15 protein-coding genes are annotated in these 17,136 nt (G+C 55.5%); 11 read left to right on the top strand and 4 right to left on the bottom strand.

The window, feature by feature from the left end; all coding sequences use genetic code 11:
* Positions 1–48 precede the first annotated feature (48 nt).
* Both aas and lplT read left to right on the top strand, forming a co-directional pair.
* Positions 49–2,208: a bifunctional acyl-ACP--phospholipid O-acyltransferase/long-chain-fatty-acid--ACP ligase gene (aas, locus tag ACQ3G7_RS15645; protein ID WP_430890507.1), complete on the top strand. Its 2,160-nt coding sequence runs from the start codon at positions 49–51 to the stop codon at positions 2,206–2,208.
* Complete coding sequence (gene lplT, locus ACQ3G7_RS15650; RefSeq protein WP_430890508.1) at positions 2,201–3,394, top strand: lysophospholipid transporter LplT; 1,194 nt, start codon at positions 2,201–2,203, stop codon at positions 3,392–3,394. The genes aas and lplT overlap by 8 nt, the downstream gene beginning before the upstream one ends.
* Before the next feature lie 4 nt (positions 3,395–3,398).
* On the opposite strand, the gene ACQ3G7_RS15655 is transcribed toward lplT, so the two are convergent.
* The 4 genes from ACQ3G7_RS15655 to mutH form a co-directional block, all read right to left on the bottom strand.
* A complete protein-coding gene (locus ACQ3G7_RS15655) occupies positions 3,399–4,439 on the bottom strand; it encodes an NADP(H)-dependent aldo-keto reductase (protein ID WP_430890509.1) in 1,041 nt (346 codons plus the stop codon).
* Positions 4,440–4,568: 129 nt separating this feature from the next.
* The gene (locus tag ACQ3G7_RS15660; RefSeq protein ID WP_134318733.1) at positions 4,569–4,787 is read right to left on the bottom strand and encodes a YgdI/YgdR family lipoprotein; all 219 of its coding nucleotides are present in this window, start codon (positions 4,785–4,787) and stop codon (positions 4,569–4,571) included.
* A gap of 142 nt (positions 4,788–4,929) precedes the next feature.
* Positions 4,930–5,643, bottom strand: a complete 714-nt coding sequence (locus tag ACQ3G7_RS15665; protein WP_430890510.1) for a TerC family protein — start codon at positions 5,641–5,643, stop codon at positions 4,930–4,932.
* Between the two features lie 66 nt (positions 5,644–5,709).
* Positions 5,710–6,405, bottom strand: a complete 696-nt coding sequence (mutH, locus tag ACQ3G7_RS15670; RefSeq protein ID WP_263099470.1) for a DNA mismatch repair endonuclease MutH — start codon at positions 6,403–6,405, stop codon at positions 5,710–5,712.
* Between the two features lie 681 nt (positions 6,406–7,086).
* On the opposite strand from mutH, the gene rppH reads away from it, so the two are divergent.
* The 9 genes from rppH to recC all read left to right on the top strand — a co-directional run bounded on the left by rppH (position 7,087) and on the right by recC (position 17,082).
* Positions 7,087–7,617 carry an RNA pyrophosphohydrolase gene (rppH, locus tag ACQ3G7_RS15675; protein WP_263099471.1) on the top strand — a complete coding sequence of 177 codons (531 nt, stop codon included), beginning with the start codon at positions 7,087–7,089 and terminating at the stop codon, positions 7,615–7,617.
* Between the two features lie 12 nt (positions 7,618–7,629).
* The gene (gene ptsP / locus ACQ3G7_RS15680; RefSeq protein WP_263099472.1) at positions 7,630–9,876 is read left to right on the top strand and encodes a phosphoenolpyruvate--protein phosphotransferase; all 2,247 of its coding nucleotides are present in this window, start codon (positions 7,630–7,632) and stop codon (positions 9,874–9,876) included.
* Between the two features lie 233 nt (positions 9,877–10,109).
* Entirely contained in the window at positions 10,110–10,982 is an 873-nt protein-coding gene (gene lgt, locus ACQ3G7_RS15685; protein ID WP_263099473.1) for a prolipoprotein diacylglyceryl transferase, read from the top strand.
* A 6-nt stretch (positions 10,983–10,988) separates the two neighbouring features.
* Positions 10,989–11,783, top strand: coding sequence for a thymidylate synthase (gene thyA / locus ACQ3G7_RS15690; RefSeq protein WP_430890511.1), 795 nt, complete (start codon positions 10,989–10,991; stop codon positions 11,781–11,783).
* A gap of 184 nt (positions 11,784–11,967) precedes the next feature.
* Positions 11,968–12,429, top strand: a complete 462-nt coding sequence (locus ACQ3G7_RS15695; protein WP_430890512.1) for a prepilin peptidase-dependent protein — start codon at positions 11,968–11,970, stop codon at positions 12,427–12,429.
* Entirely contained in the window at positions 12,423–12,986 is a 564-nt protein-coding gene (locus ACQ3G7_RS15700; RefSeq protein ID WP_430890513.1) for a prepilin peptidase-dependent protein, read from the top strand. The genes ACQ3G7_RS15695 and ACQ3G7_RS15700 overlap by 7 nt, the downstream gene beginning before the upstream one ends.
* On the top strand, positions 12,983–13,390 hold the full coding sequence (locus ACQ3G7_RS15705; protein ID WP_430890514.1) for a DUF2509 family protein: 408 nt from the start codon (positions 12,983–12,985) through the stop codon (positions 13,388–13,390). The genes ACQ3G7_RS15700 and ACQ3G7_RS15705 overlap by 4 nt, the downstream gene beginning before the upstream one ends.
* Complete coding sequence (locus ACQ3G7_RS15710) at positions 13,375–13,698, top strand: prepilin-type N-terminal cleavage/methylation domain-containing protein (RefSeq protein ID WP_430890515.1); 324 nt, start codon at positions 13,375–13,377, stop codon at positions 13,696–13,698. The genes ACQ3G7_RS15705 and ACQ3G7_RS15710 overlap by 16 nt, the downstream gene beginning before the upstream one ends.
* 12 nt (positions 13,699–13,710) lie before the next feature.
* Complete coding sequence (gene recC / locus ACQ3G7_RS15715) at positions 13,711–17,082, top strand: exodeoxyribonuclease V subunit gamma (RefSeq protein ID WP_430890516.1); 3,372 nt, start codon at positions 13,711–13,713, stop codon at positions 17,080–17,082.
* Positions 17,083–17,136 lie beyond the last annotated feature (54 nt).

The raw sequence follows: 17,136 nt of genomic DNA on the forward strand, positions 1-17,136 counted from the left end.
CCACAATTTGAAGACATTGTGCTTAATTGACTGGCAAAAGGAGTTGAAATGCTACTGGGCTTTTTCCGCAGCCTGTTTCAGGTGTTGTTCCGGGTGCAACTGACCGGAAAAACAGAGGCGCTGCATGGCGAGCGTGTATTAATCACCCCTAACCATGTCTCTTTTATTGATGGCATCCTGCTGGCGTTGTTCCTGCCTGTGCGCCCGGTTTTCGCTGTTTACACCTCTATCAGCACCCAGTGGTATATGCGCTGGATAAGCTCAATCATTGACTTCGTGCCGCTCGACCCCACCAAACCGATGTCCATTAAACATCTGGTGCGGCTGGTAGAGCAGGGACGCCCGGTGGTGATTTTCCCGGAGGGGCGTATTTCCGTCTCCGGTTCACTAATGAAAATTTACGATGGCGCAGGGTTTGTGGCGGCAAAGTCCGGCGCGACGGTGGTTCCGCTGCGCATTGATGGCGCGGAGCTTACGTATTTCAGCCGCCTGAAAGGGCTGGTGAAACAGCGCCTGTTCCCGCGCATTACGCTGCATATTCTGCCGCCAACGCAATTACCGATGCCGGATGCTCCGCGTGCGCGCGATCGCCGTAAACTGGCGGGAGAGATGCTGCATCAAATCATGATGGAAGCCCGCATGGCGGTGCGCCCACGCGAAACGCTGTTTGAAGCGTTGCTCTCGGCGCAGCACCGCTATGGTGAAAAGAAGCCCTGCGTGGAAGATATCAACTTCACCCCCGACAGTTACCGCAAGCTGTTGACCAAAACGCTGTTTGTGGCGCGTATTCTGGATAAATACACGACACAGGGGGAGAAAATTGGCCTGATGCTGCCGAATGCTGGGATCAGCGCGGCGGTGATTTTCGGCGCGATCGCCCGTGGGCGTATTCCGGCGATGATGAACTACACCGCCGGGGTGAAAGGGCTGAGCAGCGCCATTACCGCGGCGCAGATCAAGACCATTTTTACCTCGCGCACCTTTATGGACAAAGGCAAGCTGTGGCATCTGCCGGAGCAACTGACCCAGGTGCGCTGGGTTTACCTCGAAGATTTGAAAAGCGACGTCAAACTGGAAGATAAGCTGTGGATTTTCCGCCATTTGTTGACGCCGTTAAAAGCGCAGGTTGCGCAGAAGCCGGAAGATCCGGCGCTGATCCTCTTTACCTCCGGTTCTGAAGGCCATCCTAAAGGCGTGGTACATAGCCACAAAAGCCTGCTTGCGAATGTCGAGCAGATTAAGACCATCGCCGACTTTACCGCCAATGACCGCTTTATGTCGGCGTTGCCGCTGTTCCACTCCTTTGGCCTGACGGTTGGGTTGTTGACCCCACTGCTGACTGGCGCGCAGGTGTTTCTCTACCCCAGCCCGCTGCACTATCGCATTGTGCCGGAGCTGGTGTATGACCGGAACTGTACGGTGCTGTTCGGCACCTCGACGTTCCTCGGGAATTACGCCCGTTTTGCCAATCCGTATGATTTTTACCGCCTGCGCTATGTGGTGGCTGGTGCGGAGAAGTTGCAGGACAGCACTCGTCAGATCTGGCAGGACAAGTTCGGTTTGCGCATTCTTGAAGGGTATGGCGTAACGGAGTGCGCGCCGGTGGTGTCGATCAATGTGCCGATGGCCGCCAAACCGGGCACCGTCGGGCGGATCCTGCCGGGGATGGATGCCCGTTTGCTGGCGGTGCCGGGCATTGAAGAGGGCGGTCGTCTGCAACTTAAAGGGCCTAATGTGATGACCGGCTACCTGCGGGTAGAAAACCCCGGCGTGCTGGAAACGCCCGCCGCGGAGAATATCCACGGTGAGCTGGAGCCAGGCTGGTATGACACGGGCGATATTGTGCGTTTTGATGAGCAAGGCTTTGTTCAGATTCAGGGGCGCGCAAAACGCTTTGCCAAAATCGCTGGCGAGATGGTGTCGCTGGAGACGGTGGAACAGCTGGCGCTGATGACCTCGCCTGACAAACTGCATGCCACGGTAATCAAAAGCGATGCCAGCAAAGGCGAGGCGCTGGTGATGTTTACCACCGATGATGCGCTGACGCGCGACAAACTGCTCCAGCAGGCGCGTGCGCATGGCATCCCGGAACTGGCCGTGCCGCGCGATATTCGTTTCCTGAAGCAACTCCCGCTGCTTGGTAGCGGCAAACCCGATTTCGTCACCCTGAAAGGTATGGTTGAAGAGGATGAATCCACGCATGCGTGAGTCAGTAAGCACTAACACTTCACTGTGGTCCCGGGGAATGATGGCGGTGATTGCCGCTCAGTTTCTCTCGGCGTTTGGCGATAACGCGCTGTTATTCGCCACCTTAGCGCTGCTGAAAGCGGAGTTTTACCCTGACTGGAGCCAGCCGGTATTGCAGATGGTGTTTGTGGGCGCTTACATTCTTTTCGCTCCCTTTGTTGGTCAGGTCGCCGACAGCTATGCCAAAGGGCGGGTGATGATGGTGGCCAACGGGTTAAAACTGTTGGGTGCGGCGAGTATCTGTATCGGTGTGAACCCGTTTGTGGGGTATCTGCTGGTGGGGATTGGCGCAGCGGCCTACTCCCCGGCGAAATACGGCATTCTGGGCGAAATTACGACGGGTGATAAGCTGGTGAAAGCCAACGGCCTGATGGAGTCTTCCACTATTGCAGCGATCCTGCTGGGTTCGGTGGCAGGCGGCGTTCTGGCCGACTGGCATGTACTGGCGGCGTTGGGCGTATGCGCCCTGGTGTATGGTGCGGCCGTGGTGGCCAACCTGATGATCCCGAAACTTCCCGCCGCGCGACCGGGGCAATCCTGGCGCTTTACGCCGATGACTCACAGCTTTTTTAGCGCCTGCAAAAGCCTGTGGCGCAACGGCGAGACCCGTTTTTCACTGGTGGGTACCAGCCTGTTCTGGGGCGCGGGCGTGACGTTGCGTTTTTTACTGGTGCTGTGGGTGCCGGTGGCGCTGGGCATTACCGATAACGCCACGCCAACCTATCTTAATGCGATGGTGGCCGTGGGCATTGTGGCGGGAGCGGGCCTGGCGGCAAAACTGGTGACGCTGGAAACCGTTGCCCGTTGTATGCCTGCCGGGATCCTGATTGGCGTGGCGGTGACGCTGTTTTCGTTACAACATGCATTACTCCCGGCGTATGGCGTTTTGCTGCTGATCGGCGCGCTGGGCGGCTTCTTCGTCGTACCTTTAAATGCATTGTTGCAGGCTATCGGTAAAGCGTCTGTGGGCGCGGGCAATGCCATCGCGGTGCAAAACCTCGGCGAAAATATGGCGATGTTGCTGATGCTGGGGTTCTATTCGCTGGCGGTAAAAGCAGGTGCGCCGGTGGTCGGCGTGGGCGTTGGGTTTGGGACGCTGTTTGCGTTGGCGATTGCGGCGCTGTGGATCTGGCAGCGCCGCCGGTAGCCGGTTACGGAGCGGGGTAGGTATACACCTGGTGCACCGCTTCGATTTCAGCCAGCACCTCTTCGCTGAGATCCAGGTGCAGGCTCTCCACATTGGTCTTCAGTTGTTCCATCGTCGTTGCGCCCAGCAGGGTGCTGGCGACGAAGGGCTGACGGCGCACGAAAGCCAGCGCCATTTGCGCCGGATCGAGGTTATGCCGTTTGGCAATATCCACATAGGCCGCAACGGCTTTTTGCGCCTGCTCCCCACTGTAACGCGTGAAGCGGCTGAACAGCGTATTGCGCGCGCCTGCGGGTTTCGCGCCGTTGAGGTATTTGCCGGTCAGGGTGCCAAAGGCCAGGCAGGAGTAAGCCAGCAGCTCAACGCCTTCATACTGGCTCACCTCCGCCAGCCCCACTTCATAGCTGCGGTTTAGCAGGCTATACGGGTTCTGAATGGTCACAATGCGCGGCAGTTCATGTTTTTCCGCCAGGTGGAGATAGCGCATTACGCCAAATGCGGTCTCGTTAGAAACGCCGATATAACGGATTTTCCCGGCACGTTGAAACTCGGTCAGCGCTTCCAGCGTTTCCAGCAGCGTGACGACCGGTGCACTCTCTACCCAGCTATAACCCAGTTTGCCGAAGCAGTTAGTGGCGCGCTGCGGCCAGTGCACCTGGTACAGGTCGAGATAATCGGTTTGCAGACGCTTTAAACTCGCATCCAGCGCGCTGCGGATGTTTTTGCGATCCAGCGCCTGATTGGGGCGGATGCCGCTGTCATTGTTGCGGCTCGGGCCGCTGACTTTAGAGGCGATCACCAGTTTTTCGCGGCTGCCGCGTTTCGCCAGCCAGTTGCCGACGTAGGTTTCAGTCAGCCCTTGTGTTTCCGGGCGTGGCGGTACAGGGTACATCTCTGCGACATCAATCAGGTTAATGCCCTGGCTGACGGCATAGTCGAGCTGTGCGTGGGCGTCGGCTTCGCTGTTTTGTTCACCAAACGTCATTGTGCCCAGCCCCAGGGTGCTGATTTCAAGCGAACTGTGGGGGATACGGTGATAGTGCATAGCCGGCTTCCTCAATCAAACAACGTCAGAGCTCCTGACAAAGGAATATAACCATGGCAGAGGGGAAGAGAAAGGGAAAGCGGAAATTCAAAAAAAGGCCAGCAGGTTACTGACCTTTATAGGGATTTCTTAGCGTTCGATAATCTGGGATATGTCATCACGGTTAATCTGCATTTTATTGCCTTGCTGATCGTGATAGCTGACCAGCCCGGTTTCATCATCAATTTCCGGTTTACCTTGCGTCAGGATCATCCTGCCGTCTTTTGTCGCCATGACATAATCGCTGCTGCATCCGGAAACAGCAAAAGCCAGTCCCACTGCGGAAATCAGTACTGCCCATTTTTTCATCATCCTGCCCCTCTCACGGCCTGTCATACACAAGTCTAGTAATAACGCGCGATCTGGCGATGAAAAAGCGGGATTATCTGAAAATATATGTTTAGGAAAGAGGAACGGCGAAAACGCTTCCTCCGAAGAGGAAGCGTGATCATTACAGCGGATTTTTCTTGTTACGCATCAGGTTGAGCGTCTCAACGGCGATGGAGAAGAACATCGCAAAGTAGATGTAGCCTTTTGGCACATGAATAGCGACGCTTTCCAGAATCAGCGTAAAGCCGACAAGGATCAGAAACGACAATGCCAGCATTTTGACCGATGGATGGCGATCAACAAATTCGCCAATCGGCCGCGCGGCAAACATCATCACACCAACGGCAATCACCACGGCGGCCATCATGATAAACAGATGATCCGACAGGCCCACGGCGGTAATCACGGAATCAAGGCTGAAAATGATATCCAGCAGCATGATTTGCACGATAGCGCCAAGGAAAGAGTGCACATTGGTCTTCAGCCCTTCTTCTTCCCCTTCGATCGATTCGTGGATCTCTTTGCTTGCTTTCCAGATCAGGAACAAGCCGCCGAGAAACAGAATCAAATCGCGGGCGGAAACGCTGTGATCAAACACGCTGAACAGTGGGTGCGTCAGCCTGGTCACCCAGGCGATGGACGCCAGCAGTAACAGGCGCATGATCATTGCCGCAGCAAGTCCAAGACGACGTGCGTGATTACGTTGCGCAGTGGGAAGTTTGGCGACCACCAGAGAGAGGAAAATAATATTGTCGATCCCGAGAACGATCTCCAGAAGCGTCAGTGTTCCGAGCGCCAGCCAGGCGTTGGGGTCGGTTATCCATGCAAATAACATTTAAGCAAAGTCCTGCCAAAAAAAAGAAGCGCTAATTATAAGCGCGAGCGTTGCTGTGGCAAAAATTTAATATCCGGATAATAAAAAATGGCGAGCCAGCAGGGCGCTGGTGAAGTTCTTTTTCAGATAAAAACCGCGGGGCAAAGTGAGGATCCGTTCGCCATGCTCGCCGATTGCTTCGGTGAGTGCTTTGCTGTTGGCCGCCTTCGGGCGTAACTGCATCACTTCGCCGTGACGTGCGGTAATGCGGGTAACTTTCCCCAACACGATCAGATCCATTAACTCTTCCCAGTCGAGACGTAACTGCTGCTCTTCCTCTTCGTTCGGGCTCCAGAGCAGCGGCGATCCAACCCGGCGCTCTGCCACCGGAATCTCCCGCGATCCTTCGATGGGGATCCATAAGACGCGCTTGAGTTTATGGCGCACGTGGCTGGTTTCCCACACCACGCCGCTGTTGCCGGTCAACGGCGCGACGCAAACAAACGTCGTTTCCAGCGGGCGTCCCTGACTGTCCACAGGGATCGTTTTCAACTCGACGCCCAACGCTGCAAAGTCCTGTTCTGGTTTGCTACCTGCGCTTGCGCCTAACCACAGCTCGAGCAACACGCCCGTCCACCCTTTATCACGCTTGAGATCGCGGGGAACCGGCAACCCTGCCTTTGCCGCCAGTTCTCCCAGTGAGTAGCCTGCCAGGCGCTGCGCCTGAGCCAGCAGTTGAGCTTCTGTTTCCGGAGGAGTTGTCAGTGGAGATAACGCAGACATGCTAAAAACCTTTTGGTTAAAAAACAGACGGCAGTTTTGCACCGCATCCGTGCAGTTTACCTTTTTCCGTGTCGGCTGAGCAATGCGATGATTTATAAGGTAATTTATTTTTATCAACTGAGCGTTGCGCAACAGTGCGATCGGTTTTCCAAATCTGGTCACTGACAATAAACAGGATCTTACACCCTGTTATCCACAGAAAAGTGGGATAACTGGGGAAAAGCCCCACTACTGTTTCGATTTACAGCCTTGACGTGCGACGAAAATCGAATTTCTGCACAAAATGTGCCTAACTTATTGGCATAATCTGTGGATAAAAACGGCTCTGTTCGATCTTTCATCAGCGACGGGATCCGAAGAGTGATGATCATCACACTATGCCCGAAAAAAAGGTTGATAAGCCATTTAACTCGATGAATTAATGAATTTTATTTTTATCGGCCAATCATGAGTTATTCAGACTGTTCCGGGTTTTCCCTGGGTAATTCCACACTTCTTCACAACTCTATCCACAGAAAAGGTGAATAAAACCCGTTGGCGGAGGCGGGCGCTGTTTATAACTCTGACGATAACTGTGAGTTATTCAATTGTTATCCGTCCGTATCCCTGTAATAGAGTGGTTTACCGTTATCCACGAGTGTGAAACAATCGCTTCATTCAGATTTATTTTGAGGTAGTCCGGTGATTGATGACGATGGCTACCGCCCAAATGTGGGAATCGTAATCTGTAACCGACAGGGCCAGGTGATGTGGGCCAGGCGCTTTGGACAGCATTCATGGCAGTTCCCCCAGGGGGGGATCAACCCTGGAGAATCCCCGGAACAGGCAATGTACCGGGAACTGTTCGAGGAAGTGGGCTTAAGTCGTAAAGATGTTCGTATCCTTGCTTCTACCCGTAACTGGTTGCGTTACAAGTTACCGAAACGTTTGGTGCGTTGGGACACAAAGCCGGTGTGTATCGGCCAGAAACAAAAGTGGTTTCTCCTGCAATTGGTCGGTAACGATACCGACATCAATATGCAAGCCAGTAGTACGCCTGAATTTGATGGCTGGCGGTGGGTAAGCTATTGGTATCCTGTTCGTCAGGTAGTGTCGTTTAAACGCGATGTCTACCGGCGGGTGATGAAAGAATTCGCAAGCGCGGTCATGCTGCTTCAGGAAACGCCTCCTAAGCCGCAGAATGCGCCTGCCTGGCGACGTAAACGAGGTTAAGCCACCCACATCATGCTCACCCGACTGCGAGAAATAGTTGAGAAAGTCGCCAGCGCGCCGCGCCTTAACGAAGCGCTGGAAATACTGGTTACCGACGTTTGCCTGGCGATGGAAACCGAAGTGTGCTCGGTCTATCTCGCAGATCACGACAGACGTTGTTTTTACCTGATGGCGACGCGCGGTTTGAAAAAACCGCGTGGTCGTACTGTCACACTCGCATTCGATCAAGGGATTGTTGGTCTGGTCGGCAGGCTGGCGGAACCTATCAACCTTGCCGATGCGCAAAAACACCCCAGCTTTAAATATATTCCCGCCGTGAAAGAGGAGCGTTTTCGCGCGTTTCTTGGCGTGCCTATTATTCAGCGTCGTCAGTTGCTTGGCGTGCTGGTGGTTCAGCAGCGTGAGCTGCGCCAGTACGATGAAAGTGAAGAGTCCTTTCTGGTGACGCTCGCCACGCAGATGGCGGCGATTCTCTCCCAGTCACAATTAAACGCGCTGTTTGGCCAATATCGCCAGACGCGTATTCGCGCGCTTCCGGCCTCCCCGGGTGTGGCAATCGCCGAAGGGTGGGTGGATGAAACGCTGCCGTTGATGGAGCAGGTCTATCAGGCCTCCACGCTGGACACCACCCTCGAAAGGGAAAGGCTGACCGCTGCGCTTGAAGAGGCCGCGAACGAGTTCCGCCGTTATAGCAAACGTTTCTCCGCCGGTGCGCAGAAAGAAACGGCGGCGATTTTCGACCTCTATTCGCATTTGCTTTCCGATGCGCGTTTGCGCCGCGAGCTGTTTGAGGAAGTCGACCGGGGTGTGGTGGCGGAGTGGGCCGTGAAAACGGTGATTGAACGTTTCGCTGAGCAGTTTGCCGCGCTTACTGACGGCTACCTGAAAGAGCGTTCGGGGGATTTACGCACCCTGGGGCAGCGCCTGCTGTTCCATCTTGATGACTCCATTTCCGGGCCGAATAGCTGGCCGGAACGCTTTATTCTGGTGGCGGATGAACTGTCCGCCACGACGCTTGCCGAGCTGCCGCACGACCGGCTTGTCGGGGTGGTGGTGCGCGATGGCGCAGCCAACTCGCATGCGGCGATCATGGTGCGCGCGCTGGGCATTCCGACGGTCATGGGGGCGGACATCCAGCCTTCGTTGCTGCAGCGTCGCACACTGGTGGTGGACGGGTACCGCGGTGAATTGCTGGTGGATCCTGAACCGGTACTGCTGCAGGAATACCAACGGCTTATCACGGAAGAGAACGAATTAAGTCGTCTGGCCGAAGATGATGTGAACCTTGCCGCCCAGCTAAAAAGCGGCGAGCGGGTAAAAGTGATGCTCAATGCGGGGTTAAGCCCGGAGCATGAAGAGAAGCTCGGTAGCCGCATCGACGGTATCGGGCTGTATCGCACCGAAATTCCGTTTATGCTGCAAAGCGGTTTTCCGTCGGAAGAGGAACAGGTGGCGCAATACCAGGGCATGTTGCAGATGTTCAACGATAAGCCCGTCACGTTGCGTACGCTGGATATCGGCGCCGACAAGCAACTGCCTTACATGCCAATCAGTGAAGAGAACCCGTGTCTCGGCTGGCGTGGCATCCGTATTACGCTCGACCAACCGGAAATTTTCCTGGTGCAGGTACGGGCGATGCTGCGCGCAAATGCGGCGACCGGCAACCTCAGTATTCTGCTGCCCATGATTACCAGCATTGATGAAGTGGATGAAGCGAAGCGGTTGATTGAGCGCGCAGGGCGTGAAGTGGAAGAGATGATTGGCTACGCCATTCCCAAACCGCGTATTGGCGTGATGCTGGAAGTCCCGTCGATGGTATTTATGTTGTCTCACCTGGCGACCCGCGTCGATTTTATCTCGGTGGGGACGAACGACCTGACACAGTACATTTTAGCGGTCGATCGCAACAATACCCGTGTGGCGAATATGTACGACAGTCTGCACCCGGCCGTGTTGCGTGCGCTGGCGATGGTGGCGGACGAGGCTGAACGTTTAGGTATTGATATCCGCTTGTGCGGTGAAATGGCCGGCGACCCTATGTGCGTTGCGGTGCTGATTGGCCTGGGATATCGCCATTTGTCGATGAACGGTCGCTCTGTCGCGCGTATCAAATACCTGTTGCGCCGCATCGATTGTGAAGAGGCGCAGACGCTGGCAAGGCGCGCTCTGGAAGCGCAACTGGCGACAGAAGTCCGTCATCAGATCGCGGCCTTTATGGAGCGACGCGGTCTCGGCGGGTTGATTCGCGGCGGTATTTAATCACCGGGGCGTTAATTTGGCGTGGGCCGAATAAGCGTTAGCGCCATCCGGTGATGGAAGCGCTGCTGGGCAGCTCACTGTGTGGCGGGCTTTATACATATCTTTTACACTTCACCGCCACCCGCGCCTTCGCCTTATGCTATGATTCGCAGCTTTGGAGCGGCCGCCGGTTGCGGTCTCGCGTGTGAACCGCTGGCTTTTTCTGGCGGAATAACAACAAGTTGTGGTGACACATGAACAGTGGCTATCTGCATTTTCCGGACTTTGATCCGGTGATTTTTTCCATTGGGCCGGTTTCCCTCCACTGGTACGGTTTGATGTATCTGGTGGGCTTCGTTTTTGCTATGTGGCTGGCGACGCGCCGGGCAAACCGTCCGGGCAGTGGCTGGACGAAAAACGAAGTTGAGAACCTGCTCTACGCGGGTTTCCTCGGCGTATTCCTCGGTGGCCGTCTCGGCTATGTCCTGTTCTACAATTTCCCGCTGTTCCTTAACGATCCGCTTTACCTTTTCCGCGTGTGGGATGGGGGCATGTCCTTCCACGGTGGTTTGATCGGCGTGATCGTGGTGATGATCATTTTTGCCAAACGTTCCGGGCGCACGTTCTTCCAGGTCTCTGATTTTATTGCGCCGCTGATCCCATTCGGCCTGGGCGCGGGTCGCTTAGGCAACTTTATTAATGGCGAGCTGTGGGGCCGTGTTGATCCGGGCTTCCCGTTCACCATGTTATTCCCCGGTTCGCGCGCGGAAGACATCGCGTTGCTGCCGTCACATCCGGAATGGCAATCCATCTTTGATACTTACGGCATGCTGCCGCGCCATATGTCGCAGTTGTACGAGCTGGCGCTGGAAGGCATCGTGCTGTTTATTATTCTCAACCTGTTTATTCGCAAACCTCGTCCGACCGGCTCAGTCTCCGGCCTGTTCCTGATTGGCTACGGTGCGTTCCGTATTATCGTTGAGTTCTTCCGCCAGCCGGATGCGCAATTTACCGGTGCATGGGTACAATACATCAGCATGGGGCAGATCCTGTCCATTCCGATGATCGTCGCGGGCCTCATTATGATGATTTGGGCTTACCGTCGTCCGCAGCAACAAGTTTCCTGAGGAACCATGAAACAGTATTTAGAATTGATGCAAAAGGTGCTGAATGAAGGCACCCCGAAAAACGACCGCACCGGGACAGGCACGCTGTCTATTTTTGGCCATCAGATGCGCTTTAACCTGCAGGACGGCTTCCCGCTGGTGACCACCAAGCGCTGCCATTTGCGTTCAATTATTCATGAGCTGCTGTGGTTTCTGCAGGGTGATACCAATATCGCTTATTTGCATGAAAACAATGTCTCCATCTGGGACGAATGGGCGGATGAGCAGGGCAATCTTGGCCCGGTGTATGGCAAACAGTGGCGCGCATGGCCAACGCCGGATGGCCGCCATATTGACCAGATCACCACCGTTATCAATCAACTGAAAAACGACCCGGATTCACGCCGTATTATCGTTTCGGCGTGGAACGTCGGCGAGCTGGATAAAATGGCGCTGGCCCCGTGCCACGCTTTCTTCCAGTTCTATGTGGCGGATGGCAAGCTCTCCTGCCAGCTCTATCAGCGCTCCTGCGACATCTTCCTCGGCCTGCCGTTTAATATCGCCAGCTACGCGCTGCTGGTGCATATGATGGCGCAGCAGTGCGACCTGGAGCCTGGTGATTTTGTCTGGACCGGCGGTGATACCCACTTGTACAGCAACCACCTGGATCAGACCCGCCTGCAACTGAGCCGCGAACCTCGCGCGTTGCCGAAACTGGTTATCAAACGTAAGCCCGCGTCGCTGTTTGATTACCGCTTCGACGATTTCGAGATTGAAGGCTACGATCCTCACCCGGGGATTAAAGCGCCGGTCGCTATCTGATCGCGTTCAACATGACACAACCGGTGCAGCGATGCGCCGGTTTTTTTTGCCTAAAAAATGCATTTTCGGCGTCGCTTCCGGCAAATCTGCAACGCTTTGCAACAACGAATCTTTCCTTCGTAGCTCCTCGTAAAAACCGTTTTCCTCGCTCGCTATCGTGTCTCTTGCATCACAGACTCTCGCCATGAAACGTGAACATGGCTTTACCCTGATGGAAACCCTCGTGGCGATAGCACTGATCGTTATCCTCTGCGGAATGGGACTCTCCGGCTGGCAGCGCTGGCAGGCACAGCAACGACTGTGGCAAACCGCATTACAGGCGCGTCATTTTCTGGAACGCCTGCGCGATGACGCGAACGGGCTAAACCGCTCGCAGCGCGTTTATGGCGTACATGAGGGGGGACGCTGGTGTCTGGCAAACACACCCGTGCAGACCTGCGAGGCCACTGGGCCTTTTGTGTTGACCCCTGACTGGTCAGAAGTGACGTTGGTGGAGGTCACGCCTTCATTAGGGTTCTATGGTCTGCGCAATAGCGCATGGCCGGGGCATATTCACCTGCGCAGTGACGCCGGGGAGTGGCGAATAGTGGTTTCCACGTGGGGAAGGATCAGAATGTGCCAACAAGCCGTGGAGTCGCTATGTTAAACCGGACGCGAGGATTTTCACTGCTGGAGACATTGCTGGCGATGGCGATAAGCAGCGTGCTACTGCTCGCTTCGGCTCGTTTTTTACCGGCATTGCAATCGGGAGTGTTACAGCACTACCGCACACAAACGGCGGACGATGAACTGTGGCTGCGTGCGTGGACCGTGGCGAAACATCTCCAACGCGCAGGGTATTGCAAAGGGCGCTGTAGCGGTGAACCTCTGGTGATTCGCGATGCCGGGGCGTGTGTGATTGTGCAATGGGATGCGAACAGTAATGGCCGCTGGGAGCCTTCAGGGCATAGCGAACCAGAGCAGACCGGGTTTCGTCTGCAAAAAGGGGCGCTGGAAACGCTACGTGGCGCAACCACGTGCACGGGACGCGGTTGGGAAAAGACCACCGATCCGGCTCTGATGACGGTACAGCGTTTTAACGTTGCGCTACGTCGTACGGCAGGTTTTGCTCCCATCATCACAGTGACGCTGGCAGCACGCGTGGCCGGGCAAAACGGGCGAGAGATGGTCGCAGCCCTCGACGTGACGGGGTACAACTTATGAACCGTCAACGCGGGATGTCATCGCTGGCGCTGGTCTTGTTGTTACTGTTGCTGGGTAGCCTGATGCTAAATGGTCTGAACCAGCAGTTAACCAGCCATATCTGGCGGGTCAACCATGAACGCAAAATGTTGCGCCGCCTGGCCGAGAGCCATTCAGCAATGGAGTGGGCGCGGGTTCAACTCTGGACGCCGCAGCCTGCGTTGCAGTGTCTCGAACAGGTTGAACGGCAGTGGCGAGCTTGTTTGCGTATTTTTGCCGATGAGACCGCATTATTGATCGTGGCATATGAAGAGGCGCAACTGTGGCGACTCGGGCAGGTGAGTCAGCAACGCGTGATTTTTTCGCCACACGGCTGGAGTGATTTCTGCCCGTTAAAGGAGCCTGCGCAATGTCTGCTCCCGTAAATCATCAGGCAGGCTTTAGCCTGACGGAAGTGTTGCTGGCCATGGTATTAATGGTGATGGTGGTCACCGCCCTTGGCGGTTATCATCGGGCTTTGGCGTCGGGCTTTGCCAGCGCCAGTCAGTGGCGGCAGTTGTGGCGTTGCACATGGCAGCAGGCGCAACCGACACCTCCGCCGTTGCCTCCAGGTTGGCGGGTCCAGCGGCTGCAGACAACCGCAGAGGGATGTGTCAGCATCCATGTTACCGTCATCTCGCCAGTGGGCAGGCAGGGGCAAATGACACGGTTATTTTGCCCACTCAGTCAGTAGTCAGGAGCGCTTATGTTAAGGGTTTATCACTCCAATCGTCTGGATGTGCTGGAAGCATTGATGGAGTTTATTGTCGAGCGCGATCCGCTTGACGATCCCTTTGAACCTGAAGTTGTCCTGGTGCAGAGCACCGGCATGGCGCAATGGCTGCAAATGACGCTGGCGCAGAAATTTGGCATTGCCGCGAATATCACGTTTCCTCTTCCGGCGAGCTTTATCTGGGACATGTTCGTCAGCGTGCTGGACGATATTCCGAAAGAGAGTGCGTTTAACAAACAGAGCATGAGCTGGAAACTGATGTCGCTGCTACCTGGCATGTTGCAGCGCGAAGAGTTCACCATGCTGCATCATTACCTGAGCGACGATGATGATAAGCGCAAGCTCTTTCAGCTCTCTTCCCGCGTGGCGGATCTCTATGACCAATATCTTGTTTACCGCCCGGAGTGGCTGACGCGCTGGGAGGTGGGGCAGAGCGTGGAAGGTCTGGATGAGGCGCAACGCTGGCAGGCGCCGCTATGGCGGGCGCTGGTGGAGCATACCGCCGCTCTCGGCCAGCCTCACTGGCATCGCGCTAATCTGTATCAACGTTTTATCGATAAACTCGACTCTGCACAGTCGCGCCCCGCAGGGCTGCCCTCACGGGTTTTTATTTGCGGGATTTCCGCTCTGCCGCCGGTTTATCTGCAAGCATTACAGGCGTTGGGTAAGCACATTGATGTTCACTTGCTGTTCACGAACCCTTGTCGCTACTACTGGGGGGACATCAAAGATCCTGCGTTTCTGGCGAAGCTTATCACCCGCCAGCGTCGACATCACCGGGAAGCCCGCCAGTTTCCACTGTTCCGGGATACGCAAACTGCCGGCAGTTTATTCAACGACGAGGGAGAACAGGATGTCAGTAACCCGCTGCTCGGCTCATGGGGCAAACTGGGGCGCGACAATATTTATCTGTTGGCGGGAATGGAACGCTACGAGGAACTGGATGCGTTTGTCGATATAACGCCAGGTACGCTGCTACAGAATATTAAATACGACATCCTTGAATTAAAAAACGCCGCTATAGCCGGTGTGACCGCAGAAGAGTTCTCCCGTAGCGATAAGAAACGCAGGCTTGAACCGGGCGATCGCAGCGTCACCGTACATGTCTGTCACAGCCCGCAGCGGGAAGTTGAGATCCTGCACGATCGTTTACTGGCGATGCTGGAAGCCGATCCCGAACTGAGCCCACGCGATATTGTGGTGATGGTGGCGGATATTGATAGCTATAGCCCTTATATTCAGTCGGTGTTTGGCAGTGCCAGCGGCGAACGCTATGTGCCTTATGCCATTTCTGACCGCCGCGCCCGCCAGGCGCACCCGGCGTTGCAGGCGTTTATCAGCCTGCTGTCGTTGCCGGACAGCCGTTTCGTGTCAGAAGATGTGCTGGCGTTGCTGGATGTGCCGGTACTGGCTGCGCGTTTCAATATCAACGAAGAGGGGCTGCGCTATTTGCGCCTGTGGGTAAACGAGTCGGGCATTCGCTGGGGGATGGACGACGATAACGTGCGCGAACTGGCATTGCCTCCAACCGGGCAGCACACCTGGCAGTTTGGCCTTACGCGAATGCTTCTGGGTTACGCCATGGAGAGCCGTCAGGGTGAGTGGCAATCTATTTTGCCTTACGATGAATCCAGCGGGCTGATTGCGGAACTGGTGGGGCACCTGGCGTCACTGCTGATGCAGTTGAACATCTGGCGGCGTGGGCTTGCGCAGGTGCGCCCGCTGGAGGAGTGGTTGCCGGTTTGCCGCGAAATGCTGAACGACTTTTTCTTGCCGGATCAGGACACCGAAGCGGCGCTGGCGCTGATTGAACAGCAGTGGCAGGAGATCATCGCCCAGGGCGTGGGGGCGAACTACGGTGAGGCGATCCCCCTTTCTTTACTGCGTGATGAACTGGCGCAGCGCCTTGACCAGGAGCGTATCAGCCAGCGTTTTCTCGCAGGACCGGTTAATATCTGCACGCTGATGCCGATGCGTTCGATCCCCTTTAAAGTGGTCTGCTTGCTGGGGATGAATGATGGCGTTTATCCGCGTACGCTGCCGCCGCTGGGGTTTGATTTAATGAGTCAAAAACCCCAGCGTGGTGATCGCAGCCGTCGGGATGATGACCGCTATCTGTTCCTTGAGGCGCTAATTTCCGCACAACAGCAGCTCTATATCAGCTATATCGGGCGTGCCATTCAGGATAATAAAGAACGTTTCCCTTCGGTGCTGGTGCAGGAACTGGTGGACTACATCGGCCAAAGCCACTATCTGCCTGGTGATGAAGCCGCAAACTGCGATGAGAGTGAACAGCGGGTGAAGGCGCATATCACTCATCTGCATACCCGTATGCCGTTCGACCCCGCTAATTATGTCGCTGATGAGTGGCAGAGCTATGCACGCGACTGGTTGCCGGCCGCAAGCCAGCAGGGCGAAACACATCCCGCTTTTATTCAGCCGCTGGAGCCGTTGCCGCTGCAGACGCTGGCCTTTGACCAGCTTCAGCGTTTTTGGGCTCACCCGGTGCGCGCTTTTTTCCAAATGCGGCTGCAGGTTAACTTCCGCCCGGAAGAGAGTGAAATTCCGGATGCAGAACCGTTTGTGCTGGATGGGTTAAGTCGTTATCAACTGAATAATGAATTGCTTAATGCGCTGGTTGAACAACAAGATGCGGAGAAATTGTTCCGGCGTTACCGCGCGGCGGGCGCACTGCCTTATGGTGCTTTTGGTGAGATCATCTGGGAGACGCAATGCCAGGAGATGCAGGCGCTGGCCAGTCGTGTCAGCGAGCTGCGCCAGCCTGCCGATAGCCTCGAAATCGACCTGCATTGTGCAGGCGTGCATTTAACCGGCTGGTTACCGCGCGTACAGGCGGATGGCCTGCTGCGCTGGCGGCCCTCGCTATTGAGCGTTTCTCAAGGGGTGCAACTTTGGCTGGAGCATCTTGTCTACTGTGCCAGCGGGGGAACCGGTGAGAGCCGACTGTTTGTGCGCAAAGACGGCGAGTGGCGCTTCCCACCTCTGAATCCTGACCATGCGATGGATTATCTGGCTCTGATGATTGACGGGTACCGGGAAGGCATGGCAAAACCGTTATTACTGCTGCCGGAAAGCGGCGGTGCATGGATAAAAGTCTGTTATGACGCGGCAAATGATGCCATGGTAATGGATGACGAAACGTTACAAAAAGCGCAGAGCAAATTTCTGCAGGCGTACGAAGGCAATATGGTGGTTCGCGGCGAAGGCGATGATCTTTGGTATCAGCGTTTGTGGCGCACCCTTGAGCCTGAATATTATGCAGAAATCACCGAACAGGCGCGGCGTTTCCTGTTACCGCTTTATCGACATAATCAGTCCGGCTGATTGTATAAAAATTGCGCAACATGAACGCTTCTATTATCATGCGCGACGATCACG

The organism is Kosakonia sp. N21, from assembly GCF_050587465.1.
Lineage (GTDB): Bacteria > Pseudomonadota > Gammaproteobacteria > Enterobacterales > Enterobacteriaceae.

Excerpts from the sequence above, each read along its gene's own strand:
- recC (WP_430890516.1), top strand. The coding sequence starts at position 13,711 with ATGTTAAGGGTTTATCACTCCAATCGTCTGGATGTGCTGGAAGCATTG.
- thyA (WP_430890511.1), top strand. The coding sequence starts at position 10,989 with ATGAAACAGTATTTAGAATTGATGCAAAAGGTGCTGAATGAAGGCACC.
- mutH (WP_263099470.1), bottom strand. The coding sequence starts at position 6,405 with ATGTCTGCGTTATCTCCACTGACAACTCCTCCGGAAACAGAAGCTCAA.
- lplT (WP_430890508.1), top strand. The coding sequence starts at position 2,201 with ATGCGTGAGTCAGTAAGCACTAACACTTCACTGTGGTCCCGGGGAATG.
- ACQ3G7_RS15705 (WP_430890514.1), top strand. The coding sequence starts at position 12,983 with ATGAACCGTCAACGCGGGATGTCATCGCTGGCGCTGGTCTTGTTGTTA.
- ACQ3G7_RS15700 (WP_430890513.1), top strand. The coding sequence starts at position 12,423 with ATGTTAAACCGGACGCGAGGATTTTCACTGCTGGAGACATTGCTGGCG.
- lgt (WP_263099473.1), top strand. The coding sequence starts at position 10,110 with ATGAACAGTGGCTATCTGCATTTTCCGGACTTTGATCCGGTGATTTTT.
- ACQ3G7_RS15695 (WP_430890512.1), top strand. The coding sequence starts at position 11,968 with ATGAAACGTGAACATGGCTTTACCCTGATGGAAACCCTCGTGGCGATA.
- ACQ3G7_RS15660 (WP_134318733.1), bottom strand. The coding sequence starts at position 4,787 with ATGAAAAAATGGGCAGTACTGATTTCCGCAGTGGGACTGGCTTTTGCT.
- ACQ3G7_RS15665 (WP_430890510.1), bottom strand. The coding sequence starts at position 5,643 with ATGTTATTTGCATGGATAACCGACCCCAACGCCTGGCTGGCGCTCGGA.
- ACQ3G7_RS15655 (WP_430890509.1), bottom strand. The coding sequence starts at position 4,439 with ATGCACTATCACCGTATCCCCCACAGTTCGCTTGAAATCAGCACCCTG.
- ACQ3G7_RS15710 (WP_430890515.1), top strand. The coding sequence starts at position 13,375 with ATGTCTGCTCCCGTAAATCATCAGGCAGGCTTTAGCCTGACGGAAGTG.
- ptsP (WP_263099472.1), top strand. The coding sequence starts at position 7,630 with ATGCTCACCCGACTGCGAGAAATAGTTGAGAAAGTCGCCAGCGCGCCG.
- aas (WP_430890507.1), top strand. The coding sequence starts at position 49 with ATGCTACTGGGCTTTTTCCGCAGCCTGTTTCAGGTGTTGTTCCGGGTG.